Source organism: Calothrix sp. NIES-2098 (assembly GCF_963875125.1).
In the GTDB taxonomy this organism is placed as follows: Bacteria; Cyanobacteriota; Cyanobacteriia; order Cyanobacteriales; family Nostocaceae; genus Aulosira.
Window position 1 is genome coordinate 8,583,061 of sequence record NZ_CAWNKJ010000001.1, and the last position, 20,313, is coordinate 8,603,373.

Annotated in this window: 12 protein-coding genes and 1 CRISPR repeat array; of the genes, 8 read left to right on the plus strand and 4 right to left on the minus strand. The window is 41.5% G+C overall.

Annotated elements, in window-relative coordinates; genetic code table 11:
- Positions 1 to 12 precede the first annotated feature (12 nt).
- Complete coding sequence (locus tag AACU33_RS36090) at positions 13 to 1,533, minus strand: phenylacetate--CoA ligase family protein (protein WP_096595027.1); 1,521 nt, start codon at positions 1,531 to 1,533, stop codon at positions 13 to 15.
- Positions 1,534 to 1,645: 112 nt separating this feature from the next.
- On the opposite strand from AACU33_RS36090, the gene AACU33_RS36095 reads away from it, so the two are divergent.
- From AACU33_RS36095 to AACU33_RS36125, 7 genes are all read left to right on the plus strand, one after another.
- A complete protein-coding gene (locus AACU33_RS36095) occupies positions 1,646 to 2,044 on the plus strand; it encodes a helix-turn-helix domain-containing protein (protein WP_096595028.1) in 399 nt (132 codons plus the stop codon).
- Positions 2,045 to 2,199: 155 nt separating this feature from the next.
- Positions 2,200 to 2,574, plus strand: a complete 375-nt coding sequence (locus AACU33_RS36100; RefSeq protein WP_096595029.1) for a hypothetical protein — start codon at positions 2,200 to 2,202, stop codon at positions 2,572 to 2,574.
- Between the two features lie 60 nt (positions 2,575 to 2,634).
- Positions 2,635 to 4,956, plus strand: a complete 2,322-nt coding sequence (locus tag AACU33_RS36105; protein WP_096595030.1) for a tetratricopeptide repeat protein — start codon at positions 2,635 to 2,637, stop codon at positions 4,954 to 4,956.
- Between the two features lie 535 nt (positions 4,957 to 5,491).
- Positions 5,492 to 7,171 carry a serine/threonine-protein kinase gene (locus tag AACU33_RS36110; RefSeq protein ID WP_096595031.1) on the plus strand — a complete coding sequence of 560 codons (1,680 nt, stop codon included), beginning with the start codon at positions 5,492 to 5,494 and terminating at the stop codon, positions 7,169 to 7,171.
- Positions 7,172 to 7,303: 132 nt separating this feature from the next.
- Positions 7,304 to 9,457, plus strand: a complete 2,154-nt coding sequence (locus AACU33_RS36115; protein ID WP_096595032.1) for a serine/threonine-protein kinase — start codon at positions 7,304 to 7,306, stop codon at positions 9,455 to 9,457.
- Positions 9,458 to 9,766: 309 nt separating this feature from the next.
- Positions 9,767 to 10,105: a CRISPR direct-repeat array (repeat unit 37 nt; unit sequence GTTTCCATCAATCATTTCCCCGCAAGGGGATTGAAAC).
- A gap of 282 nt (positions 10,106 to 10,387) precedes the next feature.
- Positions 10,388 to 11,992: a murein biosynthesis integral membrane protein MurJ gene (gene murJ / locus AACU33_RS36120; RefSeq protein ID WP_096595033.1), complete on the plus strand. Its 1,605-nt coding sequence runs from the start codon at positions 10,388 to 10,390 to the stop codon at positions 11,990 to 11,992.
- Positions 11,993 to 12,427: 435 nt separating this feature from the next.
- Positions 12,428 to 13,186, plus strand: a complete 759-nt coding sequence (locus AACU33_RS36125) for a hypothetical protein (protein WP_096595034.1) — start codon at positions 12,428 to 12,430, stop codon at positions 13,184 to 13,186.
- 82 nt (positions 13,187 to 13,268) lie between these two features.
- Here AACU33_RS36125 and AACU33_RS36130 read toward each other — a convergent pair whose 3' ends face one another.
- The 3 genes from AACU33_RS36130 to AACU33_RS36140 are packed head-to-tail and all read right to left on the minus strand — an operon-like array spanning position 13,269 to position 15,781.
- Positions 13,269 to 13,901, minus strand: a complete 633-nt coding sequence (locus tag AACU33_RS36130; RefSeq protein ID WP_096595035.1) for a response regulator transcription factor — start codon at positions 13,899 to 13,901, stop codon at positions 13,269 to 13,271.
- The gene (locus tag AACU33_RS36135; protein WP_096595036.1) at positions 13,898 to 14,740 is read right to left on the minus strand and encodes a S1C family serine protease; all 843 of its coding nucleotides are present in this window, start codon (positions 14,738 to 14,740) and stop codon (positions 13,898 to 13,900) included. Before AACU33_RS36135 ends, AACU33_RS36130 begins: the two co-directional genes overlap by 4 nt.
- A 42-nt stretch (positions 14,741 to 14,782) precedes the next feature.
- On the minus strand, positions 14,783 to 15,781 hold the full coding sequence (locus tag AACU33_RS36140) for a S1C family serine protease (RefSeq protein WP_096595037.1): 999 nt from the start codon (positions 15,779 to 15,781) through the stop codon (positions 14,783 to 14,785).
- 1,444 nt (positions 15,782 to 17,225) lie between these two features.
- Between AACU33_RS36140 and AACU33_RS36145 the strand changes: the two genes are divergently transcribed.
- Positions 17,226 to 20,198 carry a methyl-accepting chemotaxis protein gene (locus AACU33_RS36145; RefSeq protein WP_339376475.1) on the plus strand — a complete coding sequence of 991 codons (2,973 nt, stop codon included), beginning with the start codon at positions 17,226 to 17,228 and terminating at the stop codon, positions 20,196 to 20,198.
- Positions 20,199 to 20,313: the final 115 nt, after the last annotated feature.

Here is a 20,313-nt window from a genome sequence, read left to right on the forward strand (position 1 = left end):
GTATAAATAGTATTACTTGCGGGTATAACGATGCTTCACCCCAATAGGGAAATATTCTGCGTCACCAGTGGGAGCTAATGCAACTTGTGGCATTTGATATTCTTTTGGAACGTAGTTAGCAAATTCGCTATTAAGACGTAAAAGTTGCGAGAGAATGGAAGATGCGATCGCAACTCTTTTGTCTTCGCTAGCTTCTACTCCTGGTGCTAACTCTACGACTATAGATAAAAATCGGTTTTTGTCTGCGTCTTCTTTAACTTGCAAGACAAATTTACCTGTTACCCAGTCGGGAATTGGCGATCGCTCTAAACCTACTGTGACATTTTCTGGATAGATATTTGCACCAAAGTAAGAAACTGTAAAATTAGAACGTCCGAAGACATATACAAAAGGTAGGGCGCGAATACCTCTAGTGGCTTGATTGTCAACGCAGAGATGTTCATCTTGAAGCGGATCGAATCCCCATTGTGCCAAAAATTTCAGCATGGCATCGTAATTAATTACCCCACCTGTATCTAAGATGTTATAACGCACCAGAGGAATACCATTGTTTCCCGAAAACAGCAATGTGCCATCCTGCACTTCAAAAAAGCGACTGATAGGGTCGTATTGTACTAATGTTGGCAGTCGAGATTCGCCAAATAAAGCTTTCGCTGCATCGGGATGTTGTGCCAAAAAACGACGAATGCAGATACTCAAAGGTGTTTCATTACCTAACACACCTGCATCAGCAGTTCCATAAAGTGATGCAAAGTCATAGCAGGGATTTTGCGAACCGATTCTTTCACCTACCAAACTCCGCCATTCTTCACTAAAGACTTCTCCTGCCATCACCAACTTAATATGATATTGCTGCCACTGCACGTTTCGAGCAATTCCGGTATCAATTACATCTTTCAGGAATGGGGGATAACCCAACAAAACAACTTGGTCAAATCCTAAAGCAAGTTCCTGAACGGCACGCAAGATTTCTTCTTTATTATTCCCTGGTGTAATTACAGTTACAGGATAACCTTTGCTGGCAAGATAGCGACAGCAATTAGTGGTAAACATTCCACCTACCCATGTACCCAAAGTGAAGCAAATCACCGCTAAGGTGCGTCTGGTATCTGCATAGAAACTATCGTGAAAAATTTGCTCAAAGCGGGTGGCGATTTGCAGTTCATCTGCGAAGAAACGCGGCCAGAATGTGGGTTTACCTGTGGAACCGGAGGAAGCCGCTATCATGTCGCATTCTGATAACTTCCCATTGCGGCACAAGTCAGCTAGAGGATAACGCGAGATATAATTTTCTTTGGCGATCGCGGGTAAGTTTTGAAAATCTTCTAAACTTTGGATAGTCGCTGGATCGATTCCCCGTTCTGCCAGAAAAGCTTTGTAAGCTGGAACATGAGCAGCCACATCACGAAATAAAGCCAAAATCGCTGATTCCTTTGGTGTTTCTAGATGCTGTTGTAGTAGGGTATCTAGGGGTGTAGATAAAAAATCACCAAACGCTGTAATTGCTCTTTGCTGTTGTGATGTGCTGTTCATGATGCTTTTTCTAGAGTGCGACAAAATGCGATCGCGTAGTCACTATAGCGAAAAATTATCCTCCCTACTCAAATTGTTAAAAGTATTTAGGATGATAAGGATAAATGGAAAAATGACCCGTACTTTTAATCCTGAATCTTACGGTAAATTGCTAGCTGAGTATCAACCAAAAACGATTATCACAGAAGAAGAAAACGAAGCAGCAATCAGACTGGCTTTAACCTTAGAACATCGTCCCAATCGGACACCAGAAGAAGATATGTTGTTGGAACTGCTACTAACGCTAATCGAAAAGTTTGAAGAAACCCATTACCCAATTCCTCAAGGTGCGCCAAATTCGATGTTAATTCATCTGATGGACGCAAAAGATGTGACGACAGAAGCATTAGCTAATGTAATTGGATCGTTGGAAGTTGTGCGGGAAATTATTAATGGCGATCGCACTATTAGTAAGACTCAAGCAGAAGCGCTTGCAAACCATTTTAATGTAGATGCTAGTTTATTTATCTAGCTGATTTAAAAAATGACAAAAAAATCCAATTAAATAATAGGCGATCGCACCCGCCTTACAAGTTAAATCTTAATAAATTTGGATTATTTCTTTCCAAATGAGTTGAGCTAAATTACAATTGCTACCAGTATAATCTCGGATTTCGTGCTGAAAATATGGAGCCTGTAACACTGACAGCAGCTGCTATTGCTACTTTAGTCATTACAAAAGCTTTTGAAAAGACTGGTGAAATCCTGGGCGAGAAGGCTTTAGAGGAAGGTGGTAAGTTATTCTCTTTGCTCAAGGATAAAGCACCCAATACGGCGGCCGCTATTGAACTGGCTCAAACACAACCTTTAGATTACGGTCAAGCTTACCTGATTGGGCAGCAAGTAGAGGAAGCAGCAAAGAAAGATGATGAAATAGCTGAAGCTGTCGCAGCATTAGCCAAGGAAGCACAACCGCAATTAACCCAAACTATTGAAAATTATCAAGGGATAAATATTAAAGGCGGAACTAATACTATTTCTGGCAATACCTTTAACTTTTGACTACCGTCGCCTGAACGGGAACAGGTAAAGTCTCATCCCCAGAGTGAAATACCGCAAAATTTGCCCCTGAGTGGGGTAGTGGAATTTGTGGGACGTGGGGAAGAATTGCAGAACCTCCACAAACTTTTGCAGCAAAATCAACAAGTAGCCATTGCAGCTATTGCAGGGATGGGTGGTGTTGGGAAAACAGAACTGGCGTTGCAATATGCCATTAAGTACCGCGACAATTATCAAGGTGGAATTTGCTGGTTGTTGCCCAAATCTGGGGATATTGGCGTGCAAATTGTCCAGTTTGCGAGGACGCAGCTTGATTTAAACCCGCCAACAGATGTAGATTTACCCGCGCAAGTGCAATTTTGCTGGTGGCGTTGGCGTGAGGGTGAAGTGCTGCTGGTGTTGGATGATGTTGCTGATTACCAGGAAGTTAAACCTTACTTTGTGTCGCTATCTTCTCGGTTCAAAATCCTGATTACCACCCGCCAGCACTGGGGAAGGATAGCAGAATTATCCTTAGATGTTCTGCAACCAGAGGCGGCGCTGGAATTATTAAAGTCAATTATTGGGGTAGACAGGTTTGAAAGGGAAAATCAACGCAACCCCCAGGTAGCATTACAGTTATGTGAGTGGCTGGGATATTTGCCTTTGGGTTTGGAGTTGGTGGGGCGGTATTTAGAGCAAGACCCAGATTTAACATTAGAGAGAATGCTATCTCGATTACAGCATGATGGCTTGCGAGATAAATCCATATATGCTGCTGAAGCAACAATGACAGCAAAGCTTGGTGTTGAAGCTGCTTTTAATTTAAGTTGGCAACAATTAGATGCAGCAACTCAAGAATTAGGTTGTTTGCTGAGTTTATTTGCTACAGCACCTATCACTTGGGAACTGGTGGGAAAGGTTCTGGAAGCATATCGCGCTTTAACTCGCAACTCTAATAGTGTTTTTAAAGGGTTCCAAAAACTTTTTACTTTCTTTAGCAAACAAAATCATCAGCAGTCTGACAAATCATTTCACCTCAATACAGATATTTCCCTTGAGGAAGCCAAAATTAATTTGCTGCGTTGGCATTTACTCCAGCGCCAAGGTGAAGGAATTTACCAACTACATCCCTTGCTGCGGGAGTTTTTCCAAAGTCAGCTTAAAAGCTTAGAACCAGCAGAGGAATTTAAGCGTTCTTTCTGCAAGGTAATGATAGCAGTTGCCAAAACAATTCCTCAAACCCCTACCCTTGAACAAATTAACTATGTTACCCCCGCCATACCTCATATAACTGAAGTAGCAGACAATCTTATCAAAGATGTTAACGATGATGATTTAATTTGGCCTTTCATCGGCAATGCCCGATTTTATAATGGTCAAGGATTATATGATAAAGCAGCACCTTGGTATCAGCAAAGTCTAGAAGTTACCAAAAACCGCTTAGGGGAATCACATCCACTTGTTGCTACTAGCCTCAACAATCTGGCGGAACTCTACCGTTCCCAAGGTAGATACAGCGAAGCCGAACCTTTGTATGTGCAAGCTTTAGAATTATGGCGACGAAGCTTGGGGGAATCACATCCACTTGTTGCTACTAGCTTGAACAATCTGGCAATACTCTACCTTTCCCAAGGTAGATACAGCGAAGCTGAACCTTTGTATGTGCAAGCTTTAGAACTCAGGCGACGAAGCTTGGGGGAATCACATCCACTTGTTGCTACTAGCCTGAACAATCTGGCGGAACTCTACCGTTCCCAAGGTAGATACAGCGAAGCCGAATCTTTGTATGTGCAAGCTTTAGAACTCAGGCAACGAAGCTTGGGAAAATCACATCCACTTGTTGCTACTAGCCTGAACAATCTCGCGGAACTCCACCATTCCCAAGGTAGATACAGCGAAGCCGAACTTTTGTCTGTGCAAGCTTTAGAGCTATTGCAACGAAGCTTGGGGGAATCACATCCACTTGTTGCTACTAGCCTGAACAATCTGGCGGCACTCTACCGTTCCCAAGGTAGATACAGCGAAGCCGAACCTTTGTATGTGCAAGCTTTAGAACTCAGGCGACGCATACTGGGGGAATCACATCCAGATTTTGCTACTAGCCTGAACAATCTCGCCGGACTCTACAAATCCCAAGGCAGATACAGCGAAGCTGAACCTTTGTATGTGCAAGCTTTAGAACTCAGGCGACGCATACTGGGGGAATCACATCCAGATTTTGCTACTAGCCTGAACAATCTCGCCGGACTCTACGATTCCCAAGGCAGATACAGCGAAGCTGAACCTTTGTATGTGCAAGCTTTGAATATTTTTGAGCGACAATTAGGGGTGAATCATCGCCATAGTGTTACTGTACGTGGAAATTTAGCATATTTTCGCGCTCAGTTCTCTTCAGAACAGTAAAACTCTAGTTCTCAACCTCATCATTCAAGCTTTTATCTTCAAGTTCCGTGTTCTGAACTCAAAGTTTCATGTTCCAAACGAGAACGTTCCAGTTTTTAGCTCCAAGTTCCGTGTTCTGAACTCGAAATTTCATGTTCCAAATGAGAACGTTCCAGTTTTTAGCTCGAAGTTCCGTGTTCTGAACTCAAAGTTTTATGTTCCAAACGAGAACGTTCCTATTTTTAGCTCGAAGTTTCGTGTTCTGAGGTGGAATGATGGAGTTAAGAAGGCGATCGCTCCCTTAAAATTCTCTATGATATGCTGTGCGATCGCAAAACTTCAGCTTACATCAGTCTCATTTTAGTGAATCGGTGCGATCGCTTGATTCTATAGGCAATTGCCTGACTCGAACCAGTCGATTGCTTCACATGAATAATTGTTGTTGCTTACAAGCCATACCTACTTGCTACACAGTGTGAGAAATTGCGAAAATTTCTGTAAATGGAACTTTCGCTCTTGTAGCAATTTCTAAAAACCTAGTTTATCCTTCAACGCCATGCAAGTCTATTGCACAAAACAACACGTAAATAATGGCAGTAACCGTTTTTGTACGCACTGCGGTGAACCCTTGCCTCTTCCTGTAGGGCAGCTGGTGGATAAACGCTACAAAATTATACGTCAATTAGGTGAAGGTGGTTTTGGGCGTACTTATTTGGCTGAGGATCGAAATCAATCTAACCAACAATGCGTACTTAAAGAATTTGCACCGCAAGTACAAGAACAGCAAGATTTACAAAAAGCTAAAGAGTTATTTGAGCGTGAAGCAAATGTCCTCAAAAAACTCCAGCATCCGCAAATCCCTAAGTTTCACGCCTCGCTACAAGAGAAGTTAGGGGGTAGAGATTTTTTCTTTTTAGTACAAGATTATATAGATGGTGATAATTATCGCCAGTTGTTAGAACAGCGTCAAAGTCAAGGACAGACTTTTAGTGAAGAAGAAGTACTGACATTATTAGAAAAAATCTTACCTGTGCTGTCCTATTTGCATTCCAAAGATGTAGTTCATCGCGATATTTCACCAGAGAATTTAATCTGGCGGCGTTCTGATAATTTACCAATATTAATTGACTTTGGTGGAGTGAAACAATTACCAGCTTCTCAAGGTTTTTGGTTTACCCAGTTGGCGGTAAATCATACTTTATTAGGGAAAAAAGGCTATGCTCCAGAAGAACAACTAAGACAAGGCAAAGTTTTTTTTAGTAGCGATTTATATTCTTTAGCAGTGACAGCTTTGGTGCTGCTGACTGGAAAGGAACCACAAATGCTTTATGACAGCTACCAAGGAATTTGGCTTTGGGGAAAAGAAATCAAAGTCAGTCCCAAGCTAGAAGCAGTGTTAAAAAAGATGTTGGCGTATCAACCTAACGCTCGCTATCAAAATGCTAGTCAAGTATTGAAAGATTTACCTTCAAAAGTTGCTACTAAACAACCAAATCCTTACATTACCAAAATTAAGACGATGGTGGTTGCTCCAGGGCGCAAACAGACTAATCAAATTATTAGTAAAATCCATAGCAAAACGCAACTAATAGCTAATAAAATGCCTCTTCCTGCTTGGCTGCGTCCTTTTGCTGTGAGTCTGGGAGGAACGGCTGTAGTAGTTTTAGTTGGTGTAGGCAGCTTTGCGGTAGTAAATGGCATTATTCGCAGTATATCGTCAATTTCTCTCCCAAAAATCCCATCAATATCGCTTCCTGCAAGTAAACCAGTTAGCGATAAAGGAACGAGTCGCATTAGTCAAATTTTAAGCCGCCGCCAACAACTGGAAATTCCCGAAGGATTTTTCATCCGCATGGTAGATAATTTGTTCTATTCACAAAAGCCAGAATTACAAGGACGCAGCCTGACCTCTAAACCAGAAGATGCCGCATTACGAGATGAATGGTATGGTATTGCCGAAAACTTGTTGCAAAAACTGGAACAAGCTAATCTCAGTTCAGCGGCTCGTCGTAAACTAGGAAGCTACAGTCAGAGAGATTACGATACTTGGAGGCAACAAGCACGCAATGGACAGTTTGGTAACTATACAATAAATCAATTAACAAAAGATACATACGAACAATTCGATCGCTTGTTTCCCGGTCAGCCGCGTGGGAAACTGAATCAACAAACTTACGGTCAGATTTGGTATGCGATCGCAGCCGATCGAGTAAGTAAGGTACAATCTGGCAACTAAGGAGCAGATGAGGGGAATGAGGAGGATGAGAGATTGTGGGGAGTGTGGGGAGTGTGGGGAGAAATCACTAATAAATCTTGACTCTGGACTCTTGACGAATGACAAATGACTAATGACTATTAACTAATTAATATGCATCCTGTCTATTGCTCCAAAGGACACGAAAATCCCGCAGGGAGCCGCTTTTGCCTGAATTGCGGTGAGAAGTTATTAGATACGCCTGTAAATTACAGTATCCAACCGGGACAAGTTTTAGGCGATCGCTATTTAATTGTGCGTCAAATTGGGCAAGGTGGTTTTGGACGTACTTATTTAGCTGAAGATGTTAACCGTTTTCGCGAACTTTGTGTTTTAAAAGAATTTTCTCCTCAAGTTCAAACGGCTTACGTTTTACAAAAAGCGGAAGAACTGTTTCAGCGAGAAGCCAGCGTTCTCTACAAGCTGCAACATCCCCAAATTCCGCGCTTTCGGGAAAATTTCCGCATCAATTTGGATGGTAAAGAATACCTGTTTTTGGTGCAAGATTATGTAGAAGGGCAAACTTACAACTCTTTACTAAATACTCGCCGATCGCAAGGTTTGCGGTTTACAGAGGCGGAAATTAGACAGTTGTTGCAGCAAATCCTCCCAGTTTTGGAATACATACACTCTCTAGGCGTAATTCACCGCGATATTTCTCCCGATAATTTGATTCTGCGTAAGCTCGATCAATTACCAGTATTAATTGATTTTGGCGGCGTGAAACAAGTAGTAGCAACGGTCGCCTCTGAATATTACCAGCCTGGTGTTGTTGGATCTCCCGCAGGAGCAACTTTACTGGGTAAGGTGGGATTTGCACCCCCAGAACAAATGCAAACTGGTTTGGTGTCTCCCCACAGCGATTTATATGCTTTGGCAGCTACTATGTTGGTTTTACTGACAGGAAAGCAACCACAAGAATTAATTGATACTTATACCCTAAATTGGCAATGGGACAGAGAAGTTAGCCTGAGTCCAGCTTTGGGGCAAATTTTAAATAAAATGCTATCTCCTAGACCAGGCGATCGCTATCAATCGGCTCGTCAAGTCTTAGAAGCACTCAACCCCCAGCAGGCGATAAGCTATGTACCCACACAACCGCCTACCCAAGCACCTACACCTCCCACCACATCTGAGACTGTTGCGATCGCTTCTCCGCGTTACCCATCTCCCCCAGTTCCGATCTCGTCACCTCCACCTCAACCGACAAATTCTTGGACACCAACCAAAACCTTTCTCATTGTATTAGTAACAGCTGGGATTGCGGGAGTGGGTTTGTGGGGAGTAAATAATTTGCTGCGATCGGATTTGAATGGAGGCGATCCTACAATTTCACCTACACCCACACCTACAGCCACTACTACTCCGCCGCAGTATTCCCCAGCAGAACAGCAACGCAAAGATAAATTGCGCGATCGCCGTCAACAGTTGGGTATAGACAATAATTTCTACGTTAACTTGGTAAATCAACTGTTTTGGGAACAAAATCCCAGTTTAAAAGGACGAACTCTGAGCGATCGCCCTGAAGATGAAAATTTGCGGGCACAATGGGATCGACTAGCAGGCGAAGTATTAGACAAACTTGCACAACTGAGTACCAAAGCACGCCAGCAACTCGGAACTTACACATCAGCAGAACGCGATCGCTGGAAAGTGGAAGTTAACCAAGTCAACGTTGGTAGTCGTTCGTTATACGATTTAGGAGATGCTGCTTTCTTTGCTGCTTTCCCCACCCAGCGCAACAAAGATTTTGTCAATCAACCCATTGGACAAGTTTGGTATGGCTTTGTCAGTGACAAGCTGAGTGCGATTTTAGCTGGTAGCGCTTTTCAAAAAATTGTCTTTGATCAAGGTGCTACCAGTAAAACAGTTAGTGGTAATCTTAGCCCCAGTAATGGCAAAGTTTTTATTGCTGGACTTGCCAAAGAGCAATCTTTAGAAGTGAATCTCAAAGCCAATTCTAAAGTTTTGCTATCAATATATTCACCCTCTGGCAAAATCAAATTTTTAGAAGATTCTACCCAGCGCAGTTTGTCAATCAAGCTACCTGAAGATGGATTTTATGAATTTGTGGTTGTAAATACAGGATCGCAAGCAACAGATTATCAACTAACCATCACAGCCCAAACTCCCACCCCACCAACACCGACACCAACTGTTACCGACACTCCTACACCCACACCCACCGTCACAACAACACCAACACCGACACCAACTGTCACCGACACTCCTACACCTACACCCACCCCAACATCTAATAGTCAATGATTAAACCTTAAAGCCCAACTTAGTTATAGTTGTAGATTGCTCTGTGCAAATTTCAAACTTCTCGACAACAGCCAATGAGTAACTTATGATTTTAGTTACCAGCTAAGTTCTTTGTGAACTGAAGCGGGGGCAAAAACACCGGGGGTTCACGAAAATCGCCAGAACCTTGATAAGTTAATAATTTCAGCGTTTCAAGAATTTGTTTAGTTGCAAATGCCTTGCAATAAGGTAGGCTGAAAAAGACCATTTTTTTCGGTTCGCGAAAACCCTTCCCAAAAACCTTGCTCTGGTTAAGTTTCAGAACCGAGCGTTTCCATCAATCATTTCCCCGCAAGGGGATTGAAACACTGATATTTCGCCTTACGAATCTGGCTTAGGCGCAGTACAAAGTTTCCATCAATCATTTCCCCGCAAGGGGATTGAAACATGTCAGTGACAGCACCAGTAACACTAGTAGGAACGTCGTTTCCATCAATCATTTCCCCGCAAGGGGATTGAAACTTTGCGCATATTAGGTGATCATGTACTCCATTAATTGTTTCCATCAATCATTTCCCCGCAAGGGGATTGAAACACTTGCACGACGGTTGTTATCCCGTCTTTACCCGGCAGTTTCCATCAATCATTTCCCCGCAAGGGGACTAAAACTTATCTCGTTTTGCGATAATTCCCGCCCTGCAATAAATTGCGGGCTAATAGCTTAAGTGCGTTGAAACGCACTCTTAATCTTGGAGATATTATACTGATGGGTCTGACCCATCAGGTAGTTCGGCAACAGTATCCTTGAGTTCCGAGCTAAATTATGAATGGCAAACCTGGAGAAAAAATAGACTTGCGATCGCCTTTTAGTGAAAATTTACCTGATAGACTTTACAATTTCAGGTTAATGTTTTCAGATATGAACTCAGCAAGAGTTGTCGGGTACTATTCGTGACCAAACAAGACCAAAAACCCACTCGTTCATTCGCTGGAATTGCTGGCATTGTTGCCATTGCTACCTTAATTAGTAAAATCTTTGGTTTAGTACGGCAGCAAGCGATCGCTGCGGCTTTTGGTGTTGGTGCTGCTGCCACTGCCTATAGTTATGCCTACATTATTCCTGGTTTTTTATTAATTTTACTCGGCGGTGTCAACGGGCCGTTACACAGCGCCATTGTTAGTGTTTTAGCCAAGCGCAAACAAGAAGAAGCTGCTCCTTTAGTAGAAACAGTAACAACCCTAGTCGCGGGAATACTCTTAATCGTAACCTTAGCGCAAGTTGTGTTTGCGGATACGATCGTCGATTTCGTCGGTCATGGTTTAAAAGAAACCACCAGAGCGATCGCGATCCAACAGATCCGCATCATGGCTCCAATGGCTTTATTTTCCGGCTTAATCGGCATTGGCTTTGGGACTCTCAATGCTGCTCATCAATATTGGTTACTCTCCATCAGTCCCTTACTATCGAGTATTACCGTTGTTGTCGGCATTGGAATTTTGGCTTTGCAATATGGCAAAAATATTATTCTGCCAGAATACGCTTACATTGGTGGCATGGTCTTAGCTTGGGGAACTCTAGCAGGAGCCGTTCTCCAATGGTTGGTGCAGTTAATTGTGCAGTGGCGCTTAGGATTAGGCACATTAAGGCTACGATTTGATTTTAAATCCCCCGCAGTTCGAGAAGTAATTAACATCATGACTCCGGCAACCATTTCTTCGGGGATGATGCCAATTAATGTTGCTACAGACCTTTACTTTGCCAGTCCCATTCCCGGTGCGGCGGCTGGGTTTAACTATGCCAATCTCTTAGTGCAAACGCCTTTAGGGATTATTTCTAATATTATTTTGTTGCCCCTATTGCCGATGTTTGCTAGACTCGCTGCACCAGAAAATTGGCACGATCTCAAATTACGCATTCGCCAAGGACTGCTACTGACTGCCTTTACCATGCTACCTTTAGGGGCTTTAATGGTAGCCTTATCTGTTCCCATAGTCCAAGTAGTTTATGAGCGCGGTGCTTTCAAGCAAGAAGCTACACAATTAGTTTCTTCGTTGCTAATTGCTTATGGTATTGGGATGTTTGCTTATTTAGGACGTGATGTTTTAGTCAGAGTATTTTATGCTTTAGGCGACGGTCAAACACCTTTTCGCATTAGTGCTTTTAATATCTTCCTTAATATCGTACTAGATTGGTTTTTTGTGAAACCGTTTGGCGCTCCGGGTTTAGTGTTAGCAACAGTTGGCGTAAATTGTAGCTCGATGTTAATGCTGTTATGGTTGCTCGATCGCAAACTTAATGGCTTACCTTGGCGAGAATGGAGTCTACCAATTATTGGTTTAACAGCTGGTAGCATAGTATCTGGAGTCGCTAGCTATGGAGCTTTGGTTGGTTGTCGCCAGGTTTTAGGTAAAGAAAATTTACTAATTCTGTTGATAGAGTTATCTGTAGCTGGCTTAGTAGGGCTGGGTGTGTTTGCTATTTTTGCCTCATGGTTGAAAATACCAGAGATCAATAGTTTTGTATCTCGAATGCGTCAGCGCTTTTTGAAGCAATAAATAGCTGTTGTACCAATTAACGAAAACTTTGATACAGATAGATTTCTCATAGGGACATGGCAATGCCATGCCCTTACTGTATTAAGTTTTCATAGACGACATCCAACATAAGTAATATGGTGTCCGACAAATTACCCTCAATATGTCATTGCGAGTGAAACGTAGTGGAACGTAGACACGAAGTGGCTTCCCTTCGGTCGCAATGACGGTCGTTTGAACAAGACAGATACAATTGGCGATCGCCTCATCAATAACAATCCTTACTTCTTCTATCCAAACAGTATTTCCACAAATCCCTAGCGCATCATCTTGGGAAATTGTTTCTATCCTAAGGCCTATATACAAGTGGCAGAATATTGACTCTTGAGAATGAGGGAAAGCTCTCAGGAACTTTATAAAGTGTTACCTGTACATACCTAACTACGGAATTTACAGATGGCTTCTCAACAAGAAAGCAAGAACAAACAAAGTGAAACTGCCTCTAAAAAAGAAGGTGCAACAGCAACAAAAACCAATGAAAACAATAACTTGGAGCTAGATTCACTTTTTGAAGCACTTGAAGGAGACTTAACTTCTCTAGATAGTGAAGCTGCTGTTGATTTAATTGACCAGTGGTATAGTTCTTTGCACAAAGCCAAAGAACCAGAAATCAAAGAAATTGCCAATAGTCTCAAAAACCTCAAGCAACTTGTGAAAAGTGGTAAAGCCACAGGTCATGAAATTGGTGAAGTCCTCATCGAAATTGGCGACCAAACAAGCGACTTCGGTTCTGACGCTAACAAAGAACTAAAGACTCCTTTGCAGAGATTGGGTAAGCAACTCAGCAAAATAGGTGTTTCCTTAGGTAAACAAGAAGACCGCGAGCAAATTGAACAAATAGACTCGCTGGTAGAAACACTTGAGGGAGATCTGACAGAGATTGAGCCGGAAGTAGCGCAAGGTGCAATAGATACTTGGTACACCTTATTGCACAAGTCGGAGGATGAAAATCTCCAAGAAATCGCCAATGGATTGAAAGAACTTAAGCAACTGTTGAAGCGCAAAACTGCTAAAGGTGCAGACTTTGCACCAGTACTGACAAAATTAGGCGAACAAACCGAACAAGCTGGTGCTGAAGCTGCAAGAGGATTTAAAGGCCCTCTGAAAAGGCTGGGTAAGTTACTGAGCAAAGCTGGTCAATCATTAGCTGAGTAATTAAGCTGAATCAGATTTTCTTGTAGTAAGGACTTTAGCCCGAAGAACAGGACTAAAGCTCTTACTACAAACTTTTTAACGATCACAGCATAATCAAACCTAGCCTGACACCAACAGTCACAGCCTCGGTACGGGTTGAGACAGCCAGCTTTTGAAAAATCGATGAGATATGAAACTTTACAGTATGCTCAGAAATCTGCAAATGTTTAGCGATCGCTTTATTACCTAAACCAGAACCGAGCATTTCTAATACTTCAATTTCTCTTGGCGTCAGAGTTTGCACGGGGGTAGTCGCTACTTTTTCCCGCATAGGCAATAAATCCAAAAAATCTGGGTGTAGCACCACTAAACCATCTGCGATCGCAATGACAGCAGCGATAATTTCTGACTCTCTACTGTCATTAGGCAATATACCCCGAACGCCAGAACGGAATGCTGCTTCTATATCAATGCTTTCAATTTCCTCTGCGATCGTGAGAAATCCTACAGGGTATTGCTCCTCTTGAAAAAGTAGCAATTTTTCCCACATAGATGCTTGTGCATTACTACTTAAATCTAGCAGTATTACATCCGGTTGTAATTGCCCAACTTCCGCGATCGCGGTATCTAAATTTGATGCACTCCCCACAACATTCAACTGGGAATTGCTACTAACTACAGCCGATAAACCCGCCCGTACCACCGGGGAAGTAGCAACTACCAACACCCGGATCATGTAGCCTCCACCGCAGTTTTATCACTCTGCAATCGCACATAAACCACAAGTTGTTGACCGCTACGCCAGAGTTGTAAAGGAATTGATTCTTGATTTTGGTGTTGTTGGAGATATTTGCCCAGGTCATCACTGTTAGTAAATAATTGCCCAGAAATTCCGATTAACACATCACCAATTTCTACACCTGCGATCGCCGCCGTACTCTCAGGAAGAACAGACAACACCAATAAACCGAGGTTGCGTCTACCCACCCAAACAGGTTGTAAAGTCACCCCCAATCGCGGACGATTTGGAGCTTGCAAAAAGCGATTGACAGCTAAACTGGGGATCGCTACAGCCAAACCGTTAACAACCATTGTATTAATCCCCACAACTCGACCGAGACAATCAGCCAGCGGCCCTCCAGAATTACCCGGATACAGCCGGATATCAGCCATAACTGCTTTTTGATGATAAGCGTGAATAATCCCTAAAGTAACAGCACCACTATCAGCCAACGGATTACCCACCGCCAACACTAACTCACCCACTCGCAATGCATCAGAATCACCAATAGTTGCAGTGTGTAAGTCAGTAGCAGTAATTTTCAGAGCCGCTAAATCTTGCTGTGGGTCAAAGTGGGTACGCACAGCGTCAAATACTCGTCCGTCAGCCAATTCCACCTTTGCTTGGTTGCTGGTTGCGACATGGGCATTGGTAATAATTAACCCATCACTTTGCCAGATGACACCAGAACCAACTCCTTGAGAATTGCTTTGAACTTTGACTGTACTGTGGCGTAACTTAGCAGCGAGAGTTGCCAATTCATCGGTAAGGTTTGTAATTTTTGTAGTAATCATATTCCCTTCTGCCCTCTGCTTTCTTGCTTCTGCCTTAATTAGTTAACGAGAATGGGACGAACCTCTCCTACCATGTCGCCCTCTTCTGTGGTGAGAGCGATCGCTAGATTTTTCCGAATCTTCTTGATTTGAGTACTGCTCAAATGGTCGTTCGCCAACTGTAATTGCTAATTCAACTAACACCCCACCCCGGATAACTTGCAGTGGGACAGTTTTACCGACGCGATCGCTACTATTTAACAGCGCCATTACATCACCCGTATCACTCACGGTTGTGCCATCGAATGCTACCAACACATCCCCAAGCAGTACACCTGCATGATCGGCAGGGCCAGCAGGCTCGACATTGACAACAATTACACCAGTAGCAGAAGTTAAACTCAAAGCTGCGATCAGATTATTAGGTAAGCGTACAGGTTGCATTCCTACACCTAAATAACCGCGTGCAATGTGTCCCTTGGCTAACAATTGATCGACTACACGATTGACTGTAGCTGCGGGAATAGTTAAAGCAGTACCGCGCCGTCCTGATGTGTTCATGCCTACCACATAACCAGCCGCATCTACAAGCGCCCCACCCGCAAAACCAGGGTAAAGAGTCATATCGGGACGGATGAATTGGTCGATATTACCACCACTCATGCTGCGCCAAGCACCACTAATTACACTCACAGTACCTAAAGCCGCACGCAACTCGCCTGCGTTGCTTCTCGCTATTCCTAAGACTAAATGGCCAATTTTCAGTGTTGTTGCATCGCCAATTTTCGCCACCGGAGTTTCCCCATCTTGGAGTTGGAAAACAGCTATATCAGTGCTAGAGTCATGTCCCAAATGCGTAGCAGCGACAGAACGACCATCAAACAGAGTGACAGTGATTTCGTCATAACGCTGAAGCGACTCATCGGAAGTAACAATAATACCCTGACGCCAGTGAATTCCACTAGAAGAAATGCGCGTGCCAGCATTCACTGCAACTACAGCATTTCCTGCTTGTTCTACGGTATCAGCTAAACTATTGGACAATTCTAGTAATGAAGACATCTAATTTCTCCACAAACGTTTTCAGATGCTCATATCCTGTCTTGTTTTACTGATAACTGGCATCAGAAAATTGGGGAGAATGTAACCTAGAAAAATGGCTAGTATCGAAGCGCAAAATTTGCAATAGCCTCTAAAACAGTTGCAACACTTAATTAATGCATTCTAGATCAAAGTATTTCAATGCCTTCTGATTATTTACAATATTACTCAAAATTTAAACTGGATAAATCAAAACCTTGCCCAGAGAGGTGATTCACAAATATGCATATATTAAAAATCAAGTAATAACCTTACATGCAAGTAAATTTATTTATATTATTTGGGTTATTTAATTAATATTAAAAACAAGCAAAATCAATTTAAACTTTATTGCTATCTTATCTATCTTGATTAAATCATAATTATTATAATTCAGCATTCAGTAGCCAAAATTTAGGAGTGGTCTATTAAACATCAAAAGTCTCAGATACCCAACTTATTCAAGAATTCGGGTATCTTTTTGTTCATAGCTCATTTATGACTGTGATAGGGGCTAAATTGTAAAATTCAGCGCCCAATATTCAGAACCCAAAATCCTGAATTCCTATAGGAAATTAATTCTTTAAATCTTCTAATTCCTGAATTCTCTCTTCTGAATTTTGACTCTAAATCTGCTAATTTTATAGTTTTAGCATCAATATAAACACAAGAAAGTAAGTCATCTTTTTTATAAACTTTATGTAAAAAATAGCACATTCTATCTTTGCTTGACAGAATTACTCAGAGAATTGTAAATTTTAATTGAGGTATTTATATTTCTTGTTAGTTAAATAGTTTACTAAAAAAGGTGAGAAATAGACGAGATAATTTACTACTTATAGAATATTTGTTAAAAAAAAATAGCAAACTAATAGCTGTTAGCTCATAGTAATTATGTTAACTCACTGTCTATCAATTTACAAGCTTGATATTAACATAATATCTATGGTAAATTTTCCAGGTATTGCCAAGCTGAGATGTCAGATTTGGCGATCGCAGCAATTGTGGGTTGCCAATAAACCATCAATATTAACGAGAAGTGTTGCAATTTTTATTGCAATATTCACTCCGATAGGCCAATATCTAACAGATTTTGTCATGCAATATTTAAGAATAGCGAACCAACGATTAACAGTTATTCTTCAAGTAAAATTTACAATTTTGTGAAGAGGATGATTTACTGACAAAAATCCCACTATTATACTAATTTCTACCTATTTTCTAGTAAGCTATTAAATTATCGATCTCAAATATCTAATGATTTTAGATGATTTCAGACGAAATTAGGCAAAAATATCAGATTTTTTGATTCCCTATTGGTTTTGGCAGGCTTGTAGTTCACTTTTCTATTTTCATTAGGAATTGGCTGATTAATATTAACGACTTGGGTTGGGTATACCAATTGACTAAAAGGTAAAAATGATATATGAATAATGGACTTCATGCCGAGAAAAATGGGATGAAATCAACATACCATCCCCCTGCTTTAAATTCACCATTTACTCTTGATATCGCTCGCGGTTCTGCTGCGGAAAATATTGCGAATACTCAAAATAACAAAAGTACATCTCACACAGAAAAGAAATCTTTATTGCAGAGATTTTATAACCTTTCTCTTAGCCGCAAACAACTAATTGCTTTAATAGTATCTGAAGTCATTACTATTTTAGGACTCAGCGTAGTAAGTAGATGGTTAATTAGTCACAATTTTCAAAATACATTGCTTGAACAAGCAAAGTCAGAATTGGCTGTTACAGATATTAATTACAATATTCAGATCGATGAGATGGGATTGGTATCTCTTAGTCAATCTGATAACCCTACAATTATTAAATCTGCGATTTTGCATTCTTCTGGACAAGCAGTAAGTCAGCGATTGCAAGCCGAAGTCAAGCAAATCCTAGAAAACGAAATCAAAGCTGGAAAAATTGATTATGCTACCCTAGTGGGTAAAGATTTTAAGATTATTGCAAATGCCAATGCTAATCGGGAAGCTGAAATTTTTAATCCCGATAATTTAGTGAGTGAAGTATTCAATAATCTTCAACAGATGAAAGCTACGAGAATTATTAGTGCATCGGAGCTTAGTCAAGAATTACCTTTGTTAGCGAATGCTCTTAACAATCAAGATGCTCTGATTCGTTACACAGTAACGCCCGTCAAAAATCCAACTACACAAGCTGTTGTTGGTGCTTTAGTAACTGGTGATATTGTTAATGGTAAAGACCAGATTGTTAGAGACACATTAAAAGCTACAAATGGCGGCTATAGTGCTGTATATTTACGTCAACCAACAGGTGAATTTACTTTAGCAACAGCGTTAGAACAAAGTAAATCTCAGAATTTAGATCGGGCACAAGCTAATATCAAATTACCCCAAGCAGCAAAATCTTTCTTAGAAGCAGCAGCAACAGCCAAAGGTAATGTAGTTACTACAAAGTTAAATTTAGGAAACAAAACTTATGCAATGGCTGCTAAAGCTGTACCCAATACGATCGTGGAAACAGACGAGCAATCAATCGCTAATTTTGATGAAAAATCGGTAGCTATTTTAGTGAGAGGAACTCCAGAAACTGCTCTGAGTCAATTGCTACAAAATAATTTTTGGTTAGAATTAATTGCAATTATTTTAGCATTAACACTCATTTTATTTTGGACATTCGTTTTGAAGCGGGGAGTTGTTCAACCTATCCAGCAGCTAGGGCAAACAGCTAAAAAATTTAATCAAGGCGATCGCGCTGCTCGTACTGAGATTTTTGCTAATGATGAAATCGGACAATTAGCTAACACTTTTAACCAAATCGCCGATCGGATGACGCAACAACTCATCCGCCAAGAAAATGAAGCAAAATTAGCGCAAGTCGTCAATGAAATTACGGCTCGTTTTCGGGGATCGCTCAACACTACACATATCCTGAATGTAGCAGTCACCAGTATCAGAGAAGCGATCGCAGTCGATCGCGCGATCGTCTATCGCTTTGATGACAATTGGCAAGGTAAGATTATTGCCGAATCCGTTGGTAGGGATTGGCCTAAAGCCTTAGGAAAAGAGATTGCAGACCCTTGTTTTGCCAGTGATTATGTTCATAAATACCAGCAAGGCCGAGTTCAAGCGCTAGAAAACATTTATGCAGCTGGATTAACCGAGTGTCATCTTCACCAACTAGAACAATTTGCAGTCAAAGCGAATATAGTTGCACCCATTTTGCTCGATAACAAGCTATATGGCTTGCTGATAGCACACCAATGTTCCAGTACTCGGAATTGGCAACAATTGGAAATTGAGTTGTTAAAGCAAGTAGCAATTCCAGTTGGCTATGCATTAGAGCAATCATATCTTCTAGAACAAATAGAGACAGCTCGTTCCCGTGCTGAAACTGCTGCTATTGAGCAACGCCAACAAAATGAAGCACTACAAGAACAAATACTCACTCTCCTTAGAGATATTGAAGGTGCATCCCAAGGCGATTTGACTGTGCGTTCGGAAGTCACATCTGGAGAACTTGGTACTGTTGCTGACTTTTTTAACTCAATTGTGGAAAGTCTCAGAGCGATAGTCACTAAAGTCAAAACATCAGCTATCCAGGTAAATACAGCCATTGGCGAAAACGAAGTAGCTATCCGCCAACTTGCGGCCAAAGCACTCCAACAAGCAGACGATATCAGCCTCAGTTTGGTTAGTGTTGACCAAATGAAAAGTTCGATTGAATCTGTAGCAGAAAACGCGAGAAAAGCTGCCTTAGTTGCTCATCAAGCATCCTGTACTGCTGAAGAAAATGGCCAAGCTATGGATCTGGCTGTACAAAATATTTTAAAACTGCGCTCAACCATTGGCGACACGGCAAAAAAAGTCAAGCGTCTGGGAGAATCTTCGCAACAAATTTCTCATGTAGTGGCCTTAATTAACCAAATAGCTACTCAAACTAACTTTTTAGCGATCAACGCCGGACTTGAAGCCACAAGATCGGGTGTAGAAGGTGAAGGTTTTGCGATTATTGCTGAAGAAGTTGCTTCGCTAGCAGCTCGTTGCTCTGATGCTACTCAAGAAATTGCCCAAATTGTCGCCAAAATTCAACGGGAAACTAGTGAAGTTGTCACAGCAATGGAATTAGGAACTAATCAGGTAGTAGAAGGTACTAACATCGTCGAACAGGCTAAAAGTTCCCTGAGTCAGATTCTTGATGTCTCCAAACAAATTGATGATTTAGTACAATCAATTTCTTGGGCAACATCATCTCAGGTAGAAACATCGCAAGCAGTGAGCAAACTAATGCAAGAAATTTCCCAAGTTTCTACACTTACTAGCAACTACTCGCGCCTGGCTTCGCAATCTCTAAAACAGACTTTTGAAATTTCCCAGGAATTACAAGCAGCTGTAGAAACTTTCAAAGTCAATTGATCGAGGGAACAGGAAGAAAAATTTGTCTGAATATTCAGCAACAAATTTATTGATGAAAAGTTCCTTGCTTCATTGGGTGTAGGCACTATGGCTGAAACCAAGCACCGTACTCCGG

Coding starts and splice junctions, on each gene's coding strand:
- AACU33_RS36090 (WP_096595027.1), bottom strand. CDS start 1,533: ATGAACAGCACATCACAACAGCAAAGAGCAATTACAGCGTTTGGTGAT.
- AACU33_RS36095 (WP_096595028.1), top strand. CDS start 1,646: ATGACCCGTACTTTTAATCCTGAATCTTACGGTAAATTGCTAGCTGAG.
- AACU33_RS36100 (WP_096595029.1), top strand. CDS start 2,200: ATGGAGCCTGTAACACTGACAGCAGCTGCTATTGCTACTTTAGTCATT.
- AACU33_RS36110 (WP_096595031.1), top strand. CDS start 5,492: ATGCAAGTCTATTGCACAAAACAACACGTAAATAATGGCAGTAACCGT.
- AACU33_RS36115 (WP_096595032.1), top strand. CDS start 7,304: ATGCATCCTGTCTATTGCTCCAAAGGACACGAAAATCCCGCAGGGAGC.
- AACU33_RS36125 (WP_096595034.1), top strand. CDS start 12,428: ATGGCTTCTCAACAAGAAAGCAAGAACAAACAAAGTGAAACTGCCTCT.
- AACU33_RS36130 (WP_096595035.1), bottom strand. CDS start 13,901: ATGATCCGGGTGTTGGTAGTTGCTACTTCCCCGGTGGTACGGGCGGGT.
- AACU33_RS36135 (WP_096595036.1), bottom strand. CDS start 14,740: ATGATTACTACAAAAATTACAAACCTTACCGATGAATTGGCAACTCTC.
- AACU33_RS36140 (WP_096595037.1), bottom strand. CDS start 15,781: ATGTCTTCATTACTAGAATTGTCCAATAGTTTAGCTGATACCGTAGAA.
- AACU33_RS36145 (WP_339376475.1), top strand. CDS start 17,226: ATGAATAATGGACTTCATGCCGAGAAAAATGGGATGAAATCAACATAC.